At 72.6% G+C, this 15895-nt stretch carries 15 protein-coding genes; 7 read left to right on the top strand and 8 right to left on the bottom strand.

Annotated features, from left to right (window positions below; genetic code table 11):
• Window positions 1-439 precede the first annotated feature (439 nt).
• The gene (locus K1T35_RS44675) at window positions 440-1123 is read right to left on the bottom strand and encodes an alpha-ketoglutarate-dependent dioxygenase AlkB (protein WP_220257681.1); all 684 of its coding nucleotides are present in this window, start codon (window positions 1121-1123) and stop codon (window positions 440-442) included.
• Entirely contained in the window at window positions 1120-1818 is a 699-nt protein-coding gene (locus tag K1T35_RS44670) for a 2OG-Fe(II) oxygenase (protein ID WP_220257680.1), read from the bottom strand. Before K1T35_RS44670 ends, K1T35_RS44675 begins: the two co-directional genes overlap by 4 nt.
• A gap of 66 nt (window positions 1819-1884) precedes the next feature.
• On the opposite strand from K1T35_RS44670, the gene K1T35_RS44665 reads away from it, so the two are divergent.
• On the top strand, window positions 1885-2889 hold the full coding sequence (locus K1T35_RS44665) for a P1 family peptidase (RefSeq protein ID WP_220257679.1): 1005 nt from the start codon (window positions 1885-1887) through the stop codon (window positions 2887-2889).
• Between the two features lie 46 nt (window positions 2890-2935).
• On the opposite strand, the gene K1T35_RS44660 is transcribed toward K1T35_RS44665, so the two are convergent.
• The 3 genes from K1T35_RS44660 to K1T35_RS44650 all read right to left on the bottom strand — a co-directional run bounded on the left by K1T35_RS44660 (window position 2936) and on the right by K1T35_RS44650 (window position 5652).
• Entirely contained in the window at window positions 2936-3196 is a 261-nt protein-coding gene (locus K1T35_RS44660) for a MoaD/ThiS family protein (protein ID WP_220257678.1), read from the bottom strand.
• 1 nt (window position 3197) lies between these two features.
• The gene (gene moaA / locus K1T35_RS44655; protein WP_255621352.1) at window positions 3198-4259 is read right to left on the bottom strand and encodes a GTP 3',8-cyclase MoaA; all 1062 of its coding nucleotides are present in this window, start codon (window positions 4257-4259) and stop codon (window positions 3198-3200) included.
• 187 nt (window positions 4260-4446) lie between these two features.
• Window positions 4447-5652 carry an acyl-CoA dehydrogenase family protein gene (locus tag K1T35_RS44650; RefSeq protein WP_255621351.1) on the bottom strand — a complete coding sequence of 402 codons (1206 nt, stop codon included), beginning with the start codon at window positions 5650-5652 and terminating at the stop codon, window positions 4447-4449.
• Between the two features lie 68 nt (window positions 5653-5720).
• Here K1T35_RS44650 and K1T35_RS44645 point away from each other — a divergent pair, with 68 nt between their 5' ends.
• From K1T35_RS44645 to K1T35_RS44630, 4 genes are read left to right on the top strand one after another with little or no spacing between them, the layout of a single operon-like run.
• A complete protein-coding gene (locus tag K1T35_RS44645; protein WP_220257676.1) occupies window positions 5721-6125 on the top strand; it encodes a molybdopterin-binding protein in 405 nt (134 codons plus the stop codon).
• Window positions 6122-6895, top strand: coding sequence for a molybdate ABC transporter substrate-binding protein (gene modA / locus K1T35_RS44640; protein ID WP_220257675.1), 774 nt, complete (start codon window positions 6122-6124; stop codon window positions 6893-6895). The genes K1T35_RS44645 and modA overlap by 4 nt, the downstream gene beginning before the upstream one ends.
• Before the next feature lie 47 nt (window positions 6896-6942).
• Window positions 6943-7716, top strand: coding sequence for an ABC transporter permease (locus K1T35_RS44635; RefSeq protein ID WP_220263253.1), 774 nt, complete (start codon window positions 6943-6945; stop codon window positions 7714-7716).
• Complete coding sequence (locus K1T35_RS44630) at window positions 7713-8834, top strand: sulfate/molybdate ABC transporter ATP-binding protein (RefSeq protein ID WP_220257674.1); 1122 nt, start codon at window positions 7713-7715, stop codon at window positions 8832-8834. Before K1T35_RS44635 ends, K1T35_RS44630 begins: the two co-directional genes overlap by 4 nt.
• Window positions 8835-8846: 12 nt before the next feature.
• Here the strand turns inward: K1T35_RS44630 and K1T35_RS44625 are convergent, their stop codons facing one another.
• Entirely contained in the window at window positions 8847-11363 is a 2517-nt protein-coding gene (locus K1T35_RS44625) for an ABC transporter permease (protein WP_220257673.1), read from the bottom strand.
• 195 nt (window positions 11364-11558) lie between these two features.
• Here K1T35_RS44625 and K1T35_RS44620 point away from each other — a divergent pair, with 195 nt between their 5' ends.
• On the top strand, window positions 11559-12737 hold the full coding sequence (locus tag K1T35_RS44620; RefSeq protein ID WP_220263252.1) for a HAMP domain-containing sensor histidine kinase: 1179 nt from the start codon (window positions 11559-11561) through the stop codon (window positions 12735-12737).
• A 71-nt stretch (window positions 12738-12808) separates the two neighbouring features.
• The gene (locus K1T35_RS44615; RefSeq protein WP_255621350.1) at window positions 12809-13975 is read left to right on the top strand and encodes a S8 family peptidase; all 1167 of its coding nucleotides are present in this window, start codon (window positions 12809-12811) and stop codon (window positions 13973-13975) included.
• A gap of 77 nt (window positions 13976-14052) precedes the next feature.
• On the opposite strand, the gene K1T35_RS44610 is transcribed toward K1T35_RS44615, so the two are convergent.
• On the bottom strand, window positions 14053-14202 hold the full coding sequence (locus K1T35_RS44610; protein WP_220257672.1) for a hypothetical protein: 150 nt from the start codon (window positions 14200-14202) through the stop codon (window positions 14053-14055).
• 397 nt (window positions 14203-14599) lie between these two features.
• A complete protein-coding gene (serS, locus tag K1T35_RS44605) occupies window positions 14600-15871 on the bottom strand; it encodes a serine--tRNA ligase (RefSeq protein WP_220257671.1) in 1272 nt (423 codons plus the stop codon).
• Window positions 15872-15895 lie beyond the last annotated feature (24 nt).

The following is a 15895-nucleotide window of genomic DNA, read 5'->3' as shown; positions in this document are numbered from 1 at the left end:
AGAACCGGGCGATCAATACCCGGAACGAGGCGACGTTCGAGCTGAGGGTGTTCGCGAGCTCGTTGGATCCCGTGGAGGTGCAGGCCGCATTGGGCTTTGCGGCCGCCTCGGTGGAGTACACGCGCACGCTGTCGGTGGCCGACATCGTGGCCGGTGGGTGGGGGTGGCCGGCGTTCGTCTCGTGGCTTCGCGGCCATCCCGAGTACGCCCCGCTGATTCGTGAGTCGGATAGCCGTGTGACCCAGGATTCCGGCGAGTGGGTGCAGCCGTTCTACGACGGGAACTGGCTGGGTGAACGGCCGATGTCGGCGGTACTGCGGGACCGCGGAATGCAGGCGGAACCGGTCGCCGGGGAGCGTCGGATCCGAGGCACGAGACAGGGAACGGACACGAGGGTGCGCCATCGACCCACTAGCCCGGGGCGACCCAGGCCACGACGTCACTTCGCCGCAGGCGCTCCCGGTCGGTTCAGCCCGCTGACGCGCAGCGTGATGTTCAGCCGGCCCGCCGCGAGGCCCGTGTCGGGCACGCCGTGGGCGGGCAGCAGCTTCGGCACACCGTGGTAGGCGAGGCGGCTCTCGTCGCCGAAGACGACGAGGTCGCCGGAGAGCAGCTCGACGTCGGTCCACGGCCGGCCGCGGTTCTCGGTGTTCCCCAGCCGGAACACGCACGGCGCCCCGATGCTGAACGACACCACCGGGTCGGGTGCCCGCTCGTCGCTGTCGCGGTGCAGGCCCATGCGGGCGTCGGGCCCGTAGTGGTTGATCAGGGCGATGTCCGGGCGGTAGGCGCTCCCTCGTTCCGGGTCGCCGTAGGCGTCGGCGAGGGCGTTCCGTCCCAGGTCGCCGAGCCACTCCGGGAACGGCGTCACCGGGGATCCGTCCTGGTCGTCACGGGTGCGGGAGTAGCGGTACGGGTACCAGTGCCAGCCGAGGCACACGCTGCGTACGGTCATCTGCCCGCCGTTCGGCAGCACCGCGGCCCGGATCCCGGGGCCCTCGCTCGCCCACTGCCTGCAGGCTCGCACGAGAGCCCGCTGCTGATCGAGGTCGAGCCAGTCCGGCACGTGCACGGCGCCGGGGGCGAGCACCCGCCGCTCCCGCGGTACGAGCTCGAACGTCATCGGGCGTTGTGGAAGATGATCCCCAGCACGTGCCGGCTTCCACCGTGCACGGCGCTCACCCCGTGCCGCATCTGCACGCGGTGGAACCCGCGGGACCCGTGCCTGGGCCGGTGGTGCACCGGGAACACCACGGCCTCGCCCTGCCGCGGCCGCAGCACGATCGGCCGGGACTGCTGGCGCGGCCGCTGCTCCACGAAGACGCTCTCGCCGCCCGTGAAGTCCTCGTCGGGGCGGCTCAACATCACGAGGAACTGCAGCGGGAACGTCAGGTCGCCGTAGACGTCCTGGTGCAGGCAGTTGTAGCCGCCCGGCCCGTAGCGCAGCACGAGCGGCGTGGGCCGGTGCTGTCCGGCCGCGGCGCACTCAGCCAGCAACGCGTCCAGCTCAGTGGGGAACGTCCGTTCGCCCAGCCGGTCCGCCCACGTGTTGGCGATCTCCGCCAGCGGCGGGTACAGCTGCTCGCGCAGCTCCTGGACCAGCGGCGGGAGCGGGTCGGCGAAGTACCGGTAGCTGCCCTCGCCGAACGCGTGGCGGGCCATCACCACGGTGCTGCGGAACCGCTCGTCCTCGTCGAACATCGCGATGACGTCCGCGCACTGCTCGGGGGTGAGCAGCGGCGGGGTGCTCGCGACGCCGTCGGTGTCGAGGCGCTCCTGCAAGGCGGGGACGTCCAGTCGGTCGAGCACAGGAGTCATATCACCACCCTCGCCCAGGTCGCGCGCGCCCGCTGGCGGGAATCGGCCACGGGGATGATGACCACCATGCGCCCCGGACCGCACAACGCCCTGACCGACGTCCCCGGCCTGCGTGTCGGCCACGCCTCGCTCGAGGGGCCGGGCGCCCTGAGCGGCACGACGGTCGTGCTCGCGCCCGACGGCGGAGCGGTCGCAGGCGCGGACGTACGGGGGGCGGCACCCGGCACCCGCGAGACCGATCTGCTGCACCCGGGGGCGACGGTCCAGCGGGTGCACGCGGTGGTCCTCACCGGGGGCAGCGCCTTCGGGCTCGCCGCGGTGGACGGGGTGATGATTCGCCTGGAGGACGCAGGCGTCGGCTTCCCGGTCCGTGGCACCGTCGTCCCGATCGTGCCGGCGGCGGTCGTCTTCGACCTCGGCCGAGGAGGCGACGTGCGGGCCCGCCCGGACGCGGCCACGGGTGCTGCCGCCTACGACGCGGCGGGTGACGGGCCGGTGTCGCAGGGTGTGGTCGGCGCGGGCACGGGTGCGCAGGCCGGAGGGCTCAAGGGCGGGGTCGGCACCGCGAGCGTGGTGCTCGACGGCGGCGCGGTCGTCGCGGCGCTCGCCGTGGTGAACGCGGCCGGCTCGCCATTCGATATGGCCACCGGCCTGCTGCACGGGGTGCGTGCGGGGTTGCCCGGCGAGTTCCCGCCGGTCGAGGTCGGGCAGGCCGCGCTGGAGGAGCTGCGCGAAGCGCCCCGCCCGCCGGGACTCGGCACCGCGACAACGCTGGCCGTCGTCGCAACGGACGTCACGCTCGACAAGGCCGGCTGCGGGCGGCTGGCGACCATGGGCCACGACGGGCTCGCCCGTGCGATCTCGCCCGCCCACACCGCGACGGACGGCGACGCGGTCTTCGGACTGTCCACGGCCACCCGGCCCGCCCCGGACCTGCCCGGGCTCGTCGCGCTGCACGCCGCGGCCGCCGACGTCGTCAGCCGGGCGATCGCGCACGGGATGCTCGCGGCGCAGACCGTGACGACCCCGGCCGGGACGTGGCGCGGCTACCGCGACGTCGTCGGCATGTAGCCGGCGGGATCGATCCAGTGCGCACGCGCACGGATGGCCCGAGGGCTCAGCCTCCGGCGAAGGGTGGCAGGACGTCGAGCGTGGCGCCCGCTGGCACCACGGCCGAGCGGTCGCGCACGGCGACCTCGTCGAGCAGGTAGCTGCAGCGGTCGAGCACCCGGCCGAGCCCGGTGCCGTGGCGCTCGCGGATGGCGCGGATCGCGTCGTCGACGGTGCCGGACACCTCGAGCGGCTCGGCCTCGACGCCGGCGGCGGCGCGGGCCGCCGCGAAGTAGCGCACCGTGATCGTCGCGGTGGTGGTGGACATGTCAGCCGCCGATCGCGCTCATCGGGCGGTCGGGCTGCAGGAACCCGGGGTCGTCGATCCCGTGGCCCGCGAGCTTGCCCCACATCGCGTGCCGCCAGGTGTCGGCGATCTCGGCGTCGGACGCGCCACCCCGCACCAGCGCGCGCAGATCGGTCTCGGTGCGCGCGAACAGGCACGAGCGGACCTGGCCATCGGCGGTGAGCCGGGTGCGGTCGCATGCACCGCAGAACGGGCGGGTTACCGAAGCGATCACACCGACGGCGGCAGGTCCGCCGTCGACCAGCCAACGTTCGGCAGGCGCACCCCCGCGCTCGGCGGGGTCCGGGGTGAGCGTGTAGCTCTCCCGCAGCCGTTCCATCACCTCACCGGCGGTGATCATCTCGGAGCGCTCCCAGCCGTGCTGGGCGTCGAGTGGCATCTGCTCGATGAAGCGCAGCTCGTAGCCGTTGTCGAGGGCGAACCGCAGCAGCGGGGCCGCCTCGTCGTCGTTCACGTCCCGCAGGAGCACAGTGTTGATCTTGATGGGGTCGAGGCCCGCGGCGCGGGCCGCGGCGAGGCCGTCCAGGACGTCCCCGAGCCGGTCGCGCCGGGTGATCGTGGCGAAGCGCTCCGGCCGGAGGGTGTCCATCGAGACGTTGAGCCGATTCACGCCGGCCGCGGCGAGCGCTTCCGCCCGGCGGGCGAGGCCGATCCCGTTGGTGGTGAGCGAGATGTCAGGGCGCGGTTCCAGTGCCGCCGACGCGGCGATCAGGTTCTCCAGCCCGCGCCGCAGCAGCGGCTCGCCGCCGGTGAACCGCAGCTCGTGCACGCCGAGGTCGCGCACCGCGATCGTGATGAGCCGGATCAGCTCGTCGTCGGTGAGCTGCTCGTCGCGCGGCATCCAGTCCAGGCCCTCGGCCGGCATGCAGTAGCTGCAGCGCAGGTTGCAGCGGTCGGTGAGGGAGATCCGCAAGTCGGTGGCGACCCTGCCGAACGAGTCGACGAGCCGCGGGTCGGCGGGACGCGCCGGATCGCGGGGGGCTGCCCCCCGCACCGCCGGAAGTCCGAGCTCGGTTGCCGTCACGCCACGAGCGTAATAGCCGAATACGGACCTGGAAGCTGCGTGGATCACCGACATTTCAGCACTCCGCAGATGCGTCCGCACGGTGCGGATCGAACCGCAGATGCTGACGAACCGGCTGTCCAAAAGTCGGGTTGCCATGCACACAGAGCGCGACTCGCGCGCACCGAGACCGCGACTCGCGGAGAGGTCAGTCGTGGCGGCCCAGCTCCTGGCGGGCGACCGTCCGCAGGTGGACCTCGTCGGGGCCGTCGGCGAAGCGAAGGGCGCGGGCCCATACGTAGAACGAGGCGAGCGGCACGTCGTCGCTCATGCCGGCGCCGCCGTGCACCTGCAGCGCGCGGTCGATCACCGTGCACGCCATCCGGGGGCAGAGGGCCTTGATCGCGGCGATCTCGGTGGCCGCTCCCCTTGCGCCGTACCGGTCGATCAGCCAGGCCGTCTTGAGGACGAGCAGCCTCGCCTGCTCCACCTCGATCCGGGAGTGGGCGATCTGCTCGCGCACCACGCCCTGGTCGGCGAGCGGCCGCCCGAACGCCGTGCGGGATCGGGCGCGGCGCACCATGAGGTCGATCGCGCGCTCGGCCATGCCGATCAGGCGCATGCAGTGGTGGATCCGCCCGGGACCGAGCCGCGCCTGGGCGATAGCGAAGCCGCCGCCCTCCTCGCCGAGGAGGTTCGACACCGGCACGCGCACGTCGTGGAACTCCAGCTCGGAGTGCCCGTGTTGGTCCTGGTAGCCGAACGTCGGCAGGTGCCGCTTGATCTCCAGTCCGGGCGTGTCGCGCGGCACGAGCACCATCGACTGCTGCCGGTGCTTCGCCGCATCCGGATCGGTCTTTCCCATGACGATGAAGATCTTGCAGCGGGGGTCGGCGGTACCCGAGATCCACCACTTGCGCCCGCTGATCACGTACTCGTCGCCATCGCGGCGGATCCGGGTCTGGACGTTCGTCGCGTCGGACGAGGCGACGTCCGGCTCCGTCATCGCGAACGCCGAGCGGATCTCGCCCTCCAGCAGCGGCTCGAGCCACTGCTGTTTCTGCTCGGGGGTGGCGAACAGGTGCAGGGTCTCCATGTTCCCGGTGTCAGGGGCCTGGCAGTTGATGGCTTCCGGCGCGATCGTCGGCGACCAGCCCGAGACCTCCGCGACCGACGCGTAGTCGAGGTTGGACAGCCCCGAGATGCTCGGCAGGAAGAGGTTCCACAGCCCCCGGGCGCGCGCCTCTGTCTTCAGCTCCTCGACGACGGGCGGCAGGTCCCATTCCTGCGGCGTGCCGCGGCGCTCGGCCCGGAACGCCTCGTACTCGGCTTCGGCCGGAAGGACCTTCTCGTCGAGGAACGCGCGCATCCGCTTCGTGTAGTCGGCAGCCACGGTGCTGGGTTCGAAGTCCACGCCTGCACCCAACCACAGGACGAGCCCCCACTGGATCCAGTCGCATCCGCGGAACTATTCTCCCGATCGTGCCGCAGTTCAGGATCGCTGACGCCGCCCGCTTGCTCGGCGTCAGCGACGACACCGTGCGCCGCTGGGTCGACGCGGGTGCGCTGCCCGTTCGGGCCGACGCGTCCAACCGCAAGGTCATCGACGGCGCCGCGCTCGCCGCGTTCGCCCGTGAGCACGCGAGCGCACCCCCCGACCCGTCCGACGTGCAGAGTTCGGCGCGCAACCGGCTGGTGGGACTCGTGACGTCCGTGGTGGCCGACCGCGTGATGGCGCAGGTGGAGATGCAGTGCGGCCCGCACCGGATCGTCTCGCTGATGTCCAGCGAGGCGGTGCGGGAGATGGGCCTCGAGCCCGGTGCACTCGCCGTGGCCGTGATCAAGTCGACCACGGTGGTCGTGGAGACGCCGGGAGCGAGCTCATGAGGTTGCGGATCGCGGCTACCGCCGCCGCGGCGGCGCTGCTGCTCGCGGGATGCGCGGGCGGGACGACCGATGCCGGGTCGGCGGCGCCCGCCGAGCAGCGGACCCTCACGGTGTTCGCCGCCGCGTCGCTCACCGAGGTGTTCGGTGAGCTGGAGCCGCGGTTCGAGGAGGTCCACCCCGGCGTCGACGTCGTGTTCAACTTCGGCGCGTCCTCCGACCTGGCGCAGCAGATCGTCAACGGCGGCCCGGCCGACCTGTTCGCCGCGGCCAACACCTCGACGATGAAGACCGTGTCCGACGCCGGGCTGGTCGACGGAGAGCCCACCGTCTTCGCCACCAACGTGCTGCAGATCGTCACCCTGCCCGGCAACCCGGTCGGCATCGCCTCCTTCGCCGACCTCGCCCGGCCCGGCCTGAAGGTCGTGGTGTGCGCCCCGCAGGTGCCGTGCGGGTCCGCCACCCAGAAGATCGAGCAGGCCACCGGGGTGACGCTCAGCCCCGTGAGCGAGGAACCGGACGTCAAGTCGACGCTCGGCAAGGTGACCACCGGCAACGCCGATGCCGGGCTGGTCTACGCCACCGACGTGCACGCCGCGGGGGACGACGTGCAGGGCATCGTGTTCCCCGAGGCGGCGCAGGCCGTCAACGACTACCCGATCGCGGTGATCGCCGAGGCCCCCAACGCGGATCTCGCCCGCGCGTTCCAGGAGCTCGTGACGGGAGCCGAGGGCCGTGCGGTGCTGGGATCGGCGAGCTTCGGCAGCCCGTGACCCAGCCGGCGGTCCGCCGCCCCGACGACCACGACACGGGCGTCGGGCTGCCCGCGCTGCTCTGGGTGCCGGCCGCGCTGGCGTTCTTGCTGATCGCCCTGCCCGTCGCGGGGCTTGCGCTCCGCGCGGACTGGCCGCGGCTTCCCGAGCTGCTGCTGAGCGATTCGGCCCTCGACGCACTGCGGCTCTCGCTGCTGACGGCCGCGATCTCGACGGCACTGTGCGTCGTGCTCGGAGGGCCGCTCGCGGTGGTGCTGGCCAGGGGACGGGTGCGCGGCCTGCGGGTGCTGCGGTCGGTGGTGCTGCTGCCACTGGTGCTACCACCCGTTGTCGGTGGTCTCGCGCTGCTCTTCCTGCTCGGGCGCACCGGGCTGGTGGGACGAGGGCTCGATCTCGCGTTCGGGATCACGGTGCCGTTCACCACGGCGTCCGTCGTGCTGGCGCAGACATTCGTGGCCCTGCCGTTCCTCGTGGTGAGTCTCGAGGGCGCGCTGCGCACCGCGGGCCGCCGCTACGAGGCGGTGGCCGCAACGCTCGGAGCCTCCCCGTGGCTTGCGTTCCGCCGGGTCACGGTGCCGCTGGTGCTGCCGGGACTGGCATCGGGGGCCGTCCTCGCGTTCGCCCGGTGCCTCGGCGAGTTCGGTGCGACGATCGCGTTCGCCGGGAGCCTGCAGGGCACGACCCGCACGCTCCCGCTGCTGGTCTACCTGGAACGGGAGAGCGACGTGGACGCGGCGGTGGCGCTGTCGTTGCTGCTCGTCGTGGTGGCGGTCGTCGTGATCGCGGTCGCCCGCCCCCGCACCGTCGAGGGTGTGCGGTGACGGCCCTCGACGCGCACGTCGTCGTCCGGCGCCCGAGCTTCGTACTGGATGTGACGCTGCAAGCGGCCTCTGGTGAGGTGCTCGCGGTGGTCGGTCCGAACGGCGCCGGCAAGTCCACGCTGCTGGGCGTGCTGGCCGGGCTGCTGCGGCCCGATGCCGGGTACGTCCGGCTCGGGGAGACCACCGTGGCCGACCCGGCTGCCGGTGTTCACGTGCCGCCCCACCGGCGCGGCGTCGGCCTGCTCGCCCAGGAGGCGCTGCTGTTCCCGCACCTCACCGCGCTCGGCAACGTCGCGTTCGGGCCGCGGGCCGGTGGCGTCCCGCGGCGGGAGGCCGAGCTGCGGGCGCGGGAGCTGCTCGCCGCGGTGGACGCGGGCGAGCTCGCCGACCGCCGTCCTGCCCGGATGTCGGGTGGGCAGCAGCAGCGGGTGGCGCTGGCCCGCGCGCTCGCGCCCCGCCCGGACCTGCTCCTGCTCGACGAACCGCTCGCCGCGCTGGACGTCGACGCGACGCCGGCCATGCGGGCGCTGCTGCGGCGCGTGGTGCGCGCGGCCGGGCAGACGGCCGTGCTGGTGACGCACTCCGCCCTCGACGCGCTCGTGCTGGCCGACCGGGTCGTCGTGCTCGGCGCGGGCCGGGTCGTCGAGCACGGACCCACCCGGGAGGTCCTCGCCCGCCCGCGCAGCCCGTTCACCGCGCGGATCGCCGGCCTCGATCTCGTGCCCGGCACCGCATGCCCCGGCGGTCTGCGGACGTCCGACGGCACGGTCGTCGCGGGCCGGGACGGCGACCTCGTCGAGGGCGAACCAGCCGTGGCGGTGTTCCCACCATCGGCCGTCGCGGTGTTCGCCGAGCGGCCGCACGGCAGCCCCCGCAACGTGCTGCCGGTGCAGGTGGTGGCGATCGAACCCCACGGCGACGTGGTGCGACTTCGAGTAGCCGCGGCGCCCGGTGGCCCGGCGTGGGTGGACGGCCTCGCCGCCGACGTCACCCCCGCCGCTGTGGCGGAGCTCGGAGCGGAGCCGGGGGTGCGGTTGTGGTTCGCGGTGAAGGCGACCGAGGTGGCGATCCACGCGGCCGGCGTCAGGATGCCGGAGGCGGATCGAACGCGATCGTGAGGGAGGAGGGCGTCAGTCGAGTGACAGCCCCGCGGCCGGGGTCACCCGCGCGGCCCGGCGGGCCGGGAGAACGCCGGCGAGCAGTCCGGCCAGCGCGGCGAGGAGGACGACGGCGCCGAGCTGCAGCCATGGGACCTGCAGGGGGACCTCGCCCCGCGCCCGCTCCACGAACGTCTCGTAGCCGACCCAGCCGAACCCGACGCCGATCACGGTGCCGAGCCCGGTGGCCACCACCGACAGCAGCGCCGCCTCGGCCGCCAGCATCCGCCGCAGCTGCCTGCGGGTGAGCCCGAGCGCACGCAGCATCGCGTGTTCGCGGGCGCGTTCGAGGACGGACAGGCCCAGGGTGTTCGCGATCCCGATCACGGCGATCGCCACGGAGATGGCGAGCAGGCCGAGCACCGACAAGGTGAGGTTCCCCAACGTTCGGTCCTCCGCCGCCCTGGCCTGCAGCTGGTCGTCGACCTCTGCCCCGACCGGGCCCGCCAGCTCGTCCAGGGCGCCGACGAGCTGCAGCGCGTCGGCGCCGGTGGTGGCGCGGACCCAGATGGCTTGCGGCTGCGGGGAGTCGGTGAGCTGTGCCAGGGTCTCGGGCGCGACCACGCCTGCCGGGCCCCATCCGGAGGCCTCGTGCAGCTCGTGGGTCGACCGCACGCCGACGACGACCCGCAGCCGGGCCTCCCGATCGCCCACCCGCACCGTGACCTCGTCACCGCCCCCGAAGTCGATCGGGTCGCTGCTCGGGTTGTCGGTCAACGAGTTGGGATCGATCCTGACCTCACCCGGCGCTACGCGGGCGAACGCTCCGCCGTCGCGGGCCACCTGGGCCGCGGCGGGCGCGGCGAGGACCGGGATCGGGTCGTCGAGCCCGGACACCCGGGCCACGGCGCCGTCGACCGGCATGGCCTGCTCGACACCGGGGGTGCGACGGACCCGGTCGAGCAGGTCGGTGCCGAGCGGCGCCTCCGGCGAGGTGAGCGCGACGTCGATGGGGTGCTCCACGCCGCGTTCGGCGTCCGAGGCGGCACGCATCGTCGCCGATCCGGTGAGCACGGCGGTCGTCAGGGTGACGCAGACCAGCACGGAGGCTGTGGTGGCGGCGGTCCGGCGGGGGTTGCGCACGGCGTTCGCGGTCGCCAGCCGTCCGGCGGGGCCGAGCGGCGCTCCGGCGATCCGGATCAGGCGGGGCACGAGCATCGGCCCGACGAGCAGCACCCCGGCGGCCACCGCTGCTCCGCCGGCCAGCATCAGCCCCGTGTTGTCCTGGGCCATCGCCGTCCCGAGCAGGACCGGCCCGGCGACCAGCCCGAGCGCGGCGAGCGCCAGCCGGGTCCGGCCGGTGGCCGTGCGTGCATCGAGCGCGGCGTCCGTGCTCCCGCCCACCCGCAGCGCGGCCAGCGGACTCATCCTGACCACGCGCCGGGTCGGCAACCAGGCCGCGACCAGGGTGACCACCACTCCGACGGCGAACCCGCCCAGCAGCCACGGCCAGAACGCGGCCGGCTCGGGGGCGATCGCCGACATGACGGGCGAACGGGTGTTGACGATCCCGCTGCGGGCCGTGGGCACGACGGCGTTGATCAGGGCGATGAGCCCGTAGCCGAGACCGACGCCGACCAGGACGCCGATCAGCGACGCGAGCACCCCGACGGCGGCCGCCTCCCGGCGTACCGAACCCACCACCTGTCGTCGGGTCGCGCCGACGCAGCGCAGCAGGGCGAAGTCGCGCATCCGCTGCGCGAACAGGATGGAGAACGTGTTCGCGATGACCAGGACCGAGACGACGACGGCGATGGCGGCGAACAACAGCGGCATCAACGACCACGTGTCCACCGCGTCGTGCATCTTGGCCTCCCGCTCGGTCGCGAACTCCTCCGGCGACTGCACCTTCGCGCCGTCCGGGAGCGGACCCACGATGTCCCCGCGCACCGCCACCGAGCCCAGGTGGAGGGGGTGGTCGCGCCATTGCACGTACTGCGGCCATGTGACGTACGCCGAGGCCATTGCCCCGGCCGCGGGCGACTCCACCACGCCGACCACTTCCACGTCGGTCGCGCTAGCGCCCTCGCCGATCCGGATCCGGTCGCCGACCGCGATCTTCTGGGCCTGGGCGAACCAGTTGTGCAGCACCGCCTCGCCCTCGGTCGCCGGGAAGCGGCCCGTCACGAGCTCCTGCCAGCGCTGCTCGGGAGAGCGGGCGATCGGCGCCACCAGAATTCTGGAGAGCGGCCGACCGTCGAGGTGCGCCGGCAGGCTGCCGCGGCCGATCGCGGCGGCGTTCTCGCCGTGTCGTTCGGTGAACGCGATCACCTCGTCCAGGTCCATCTGGGACCCTGGCCAGACCGCAGGCGAGACCACGTGGTCGGCGTTGCGGTACGGCGACCCGGTGCCGTCCACGAGTCCGCTCTTGGCGCCGGCGGCGAGCACGCCGACCACCACGATGAACGCGACCGAGGCGATCACCGCGATCGACGCGGCGACGTAGCGGCGGGCGTGGGTGCGCAGCGAGGCGCGGAAGACGGTGCGCATCAGGCGATCCGCCCGTCGTGCGTGGGGTCGGTGTACACCTCGCCGCAGTTCATGGCTCCAGTGAAGGCAGTGTGGCGTTGCCGGCGCGTATCCGGTTTTCGATATGCCGGCGATATGGTCCGGCTCGTAGCATCGAGAACTTGTGCGTGTGTTGATCGTCGCGGACGAGCCTTCCCGGGCGTGAGGGAGCAGACCGTGGGCAGGCGGCCTGGTTTGAGGGTTCGCCTCAAGCTCACCCTCAGCTACGCCGGGTTCCTGATCCTCGCCGGTGTCCTGCTACTCGGGGCCGTGTGGATGTTCCTGTTGCGTGGTACGCGCGGCGGTGCGATCGGCACGCTCGATCGACTATTGCCCGACCTCTCCGTCTTCCTGCTCAGCGGTTTCGGTCCGCGTGCCTTTGTTCCGGCGGCAGCCGTGGTAATGGCGTTCCTGCTGGTGTTCGGTCTCGTGGGAGGGTGGATCCTCGCCGGCTCCATGCTCGCCCCGCTGACCCGCATCACGAACGCCACCCGGATGGCCGCGAGCGGGTCGCTGTCCCACCGGATCAGGCTCCCGGGCCGCGGAGACGAGTTCCGCGAACTCGCCGACGCCTTCGACACGATGCTCGCGCAGCTCGAAGCACACGTCGCTGAACAGCGGAGGTTCGCGGCGAACGCCTCCCACGAACTGCGCACCCCGCTGGCGATCTCGCAGGCACTCCTCGACGTGGCCCGTACCGATCCGGACCGTGACACCGGGGAACTCGTCGACCGCCTCCACACCGTCAACACCCGGGCGATCGACCTCACCGAAGCGCTGCTGCTACTCAGCCGCGCCGACCGGCGGTCCTTCGATCGAGAACACGTCGATCTGTCCCTCGTCGCGGAAGAAGCCGCCGAAACGCTCCTCCCGCTCGCGGAGAAGCGCGGCGTCGCCATCCAGACCTGCGGTGACATCACACCCACCAGCGGCTCACGCGCGCTGCTGCTGCAGCTGGCCACGAACCTCGTGCACAACGCGATCGTCCACAACCTGCCCGAACAGGGCACCGTGTGGGTCAGCACCAGTGTGCGCCCCGAGAATGTGCTGCTCACCGTCGAGAACACCGGCGAGAGGCTCGCACAGGAGCGGGTTTCCACGTTTGCCGAGCCGTTCCATCGCGGCACCGAACGCATCCACGCCGACCACGCGGGTGTCGGCCTCGGCCTGACCATCGTTCAGAGCATCACCCAGGCACACGACGGAACCCTCACCCTCACTCCCCGGGCCGGTGGCGGGCTCCGCGTCACGGTGCAACTGCCCGGCGCGCCACCGAACACCGGCAGATCACGATCGCGTAGTCGCCACGAGCCGTACCCCACGCAGGGTGGGCCGGAACGCTCGGTCACCCCATAGATCACACCTGTCACACCAGTCACGATCGTGTCTCTGTTCCCACCCGTGCAAGATCCGTAGCGTCGCCGACCGTGACGCGGTTCCTCCTGCGCATCGCCCCCGTGGTGATCGTGCTGCAGCTGGTCGTCGCGATCGCCCTGCCCGGGAGCGCCGAGGCCCGGGACGACCTCGGTGATCTGATGGCTTACGTCGTGCACGCCCGCACGACCGCCGACGCGACGGCCGCCGCCGACGACGTCGGCGTGCGGCCGACCCTGACCTTCGACCAGGCCTTCGCCGGGTTCGCGGCCCGGCTGAACCATGCCCAGGTCGACCGGCTGCGAGCGCGCGCCGGGGTACTGGGGGTGGAGGAGGACCGCCGGATCGTCCCGCTCGACCCCAACCGCAAGCCGGACCTGACCGAGGGCGAGCAGCCCGACCCGCCGAACTGGGGCCTCGACCGCATCGACCAGCGCGACCTCCCCCTCGACCACCGCTACACGACGAAGGCGACCGGCGAGGGCGTCACCGCCTACGTCCTGGACACCGGCGTGGACGTCACGCACCCCCAGTTCGAGGGCCGGGCCAAGTGGGTGCTGAACACCGTGGACAAGGACGACCGCGACTGCGACGGTCACGGCACGGTGGTGGCGGGCATCGCGGCGTCCCGGGACTACGGCGTGGCGAAGAAGGCGCAGATCCGGGCGGTGAAGGTGCTCGACTGCACCGGCGCCGGAACGCTCTCGTCACTGCTCGCGGGCATCGACTACGTCGCGACCAGCGCGCAGGCGCCCGCTGTGGCGGTCATGTCGTGGAGCTACGGCCCGTCGGAGGTGCTGCTCTCGGCGGTGGCGGGGCTCGTCGACAGAGGGGTGTTCGTTGCCTCGTCGGCAGGCAACTCGGGGGTGGACGACTGCACGGTGGCGCCTCGCGCGTTCCCCGGCGTGCTCGTCGTCGCCAACTCCACGATCGAGGACCAGCGTGCGGCCAGCTCGTCCACCGGCCACTGCGTCGACATCTACGCGCCCGGCACGAGCATCCGCTCGACGGTGCCGGGCGGCGGTATCGCGTCCTACACGGGCACGTCGATGGCCGCGCCGCACGCCGTGGGCGTGGCGGCGCTCTACAAGCAGACCCACGGCGACGCCCCGAGCAACGTGATCGAGAAGTGGATCGTCGATCACGCCACGACCGGGGTCGTGCGTGGCGGTGAGACCGGGGGCACGCCCAACCGGCTGCTCAACAGCGGAGGCCTGTAGACCGCGTCTCGCGCACTGGATGTGCGCGAGACGGCACCCGGTCGGCCTGCTGTTCGGGCTGGCGGGGCGGCTGGCGGCTACCGGTGCTTCGTGACGACCTTCCGGCGTGGCCCGAACTTGTGCCAGAGGGTGAGCGGCAGCCACACGAAGATGCCCCACATCCCAACGGTGACGATGGTCAGGAACAGATGCAGCCCGTGTGAAGTGCCCTTGCGCACCTTCGTCACGGAGTGGCTCGGCCCCTGTGTCCCTTGCGTCGTCTGAGTCACCTGCTGCGTGACCTGCACGACGACCGGTCCGGCGGGCGGCGCAGGAGCAGTTCGGGGCGGCGGCGCGTACGGGCGGAGCGGAGGAGGCCCGTACGACTGCCTCGCACGGGGCTGGCCTGCCGCGTGCCGGGGAGACCGCTGCACTGGGATCGGGTGGGTGTCGTCGTGGAGAGCCGGGGGGCGACGCTGCGGGTGGGGAGCCGGCGGCCACTGTTGAGGGGTGGTCACCTCGCCGTACTCGCCCGTGTCGGTCAGGTCGTTACGGGGGGCGGAGACACGACGGGAGCCCGCAGGGGGGCAGGAGGCCTGCGGGCCCTCGTCATGGTCGTGGATGCTGGCCGAGCACCGGACGTGCTCAGGCCGGCGTGAGCACCTCGAAGCCCGCGTACGGCACCAAGGCCTCGGGGAGGCGGACCGAGCCGTCGGCCTGCTGACCCTGCTCCAGCACCGCGACGAGGGTGCGCCCGATCGGCAGGCCGGAGCCGTTGAGCGTGGCGGCGAAGCCACGCCTTCCGTCCTTCGCCTTGGTGCGGATGCCGGCGCGGCGGGCCTGGAACGTGCCGAAGTCGGACACCGAGCTGATCTCCCGGTAGGCGCCCTGCCCTGGCAGCCACACCTCGATGTCGTAGGTGAACTCGGCCGAGAACCCGATGTCACCCGCCGCGAGCTTCACGACCCGGTACGCCAGACCGAGGCCCTGCATCGCCGCCTCGGCGTGCCCGAGCAGCACCTCGAGCTCGGCACGCGAGCGTTCGGCGTCGGCGATCCGCACGAGCTCGACCTTCGAGAACTCGTGCAGCCGGATCAGGCCACGCGTGTCCTTCCCGTACGAGCCTGCCTCCGAGCGGAAGCACGGCGTGTGTGCGGTGTAGGCCAGCGGGAGCTGTTCGAGGTCGAGCGTCTCCTTCGCGTGCAGGTTGGTGAGCGGCACCTCGGCGGTCGGGATGAGGTAGAGCTCCCGGTCACCCACGCCCGTCTTGAACAGGTCCTGCTCGAACTTCGGAAGCTGGCCCGTTCCCGTCATCGTGACGCGGTTGACGAGCGTCGGCACCGAGAACTCGGTGTAGCCGTGGCGCTCCGTGTGCAGGTCGAGCAGGTAGCGCGCGATCGCCCGCTCCAGCGCCGCGCCCTTGCCGCGCAGCACCGCGAACCGCGGCCCGGCGAGCTTGGTGGCCCGTGGCAGGTCGAGGATGCCGAGCTTCTCGCCGAGGTCGACGTGGTCGAGCGGGGTGAAGTCGAGCTCCGGCCGCTCGCCCCACGTGCGCACCAGCTCGGCGTCCTCGTCGCTCGCGCCGTCGGGCAGCTCGTCGGCGGGCAGGTTCGGGATGCCGAGCATGAGCTCCTGCAGCTCCGCCTCCGCGGCGCGGTGCTCCTCCTCGGCCGCCGCGACGACGCCCTTCAGCTCGCGGGCACGGGCGACCAGCGCCTCGCGTTCCTCGGGGGCCGCGCCCTTGACGGCCGTGGCGACCCGCTTCGACTCGGCACGCGCCTCGTCCCCGCGCTGGATCGCGGAGTTGCGGGCGGCCAGCAGCTTCTCCAGAGACGCGACGTCCAGCGAGAAGCCCCGCCGGGCAAGCTTGCGGACGGCGTCGGTGGCTGGGTCGAGAAGCACCCGCGGATCGTGCATCTTTCGAGGGTATCGGCCGCCCGC

The sequence above is a fragment of the Pseudonocardia sp. DSM 110487 genome (assembly GCF_019468565.1).
Classification (GTDB): Bacteria; Actinomycetota; Actinomycetes; order Mycobacteriales; family Pseudonocardiaceae; genus Pseudonocardia.
The sequence above is the reverse complement of the archived record's forward strand: the minus strand, read 5'-3'. Positions and strand labels throughout refer to the sequence as shown.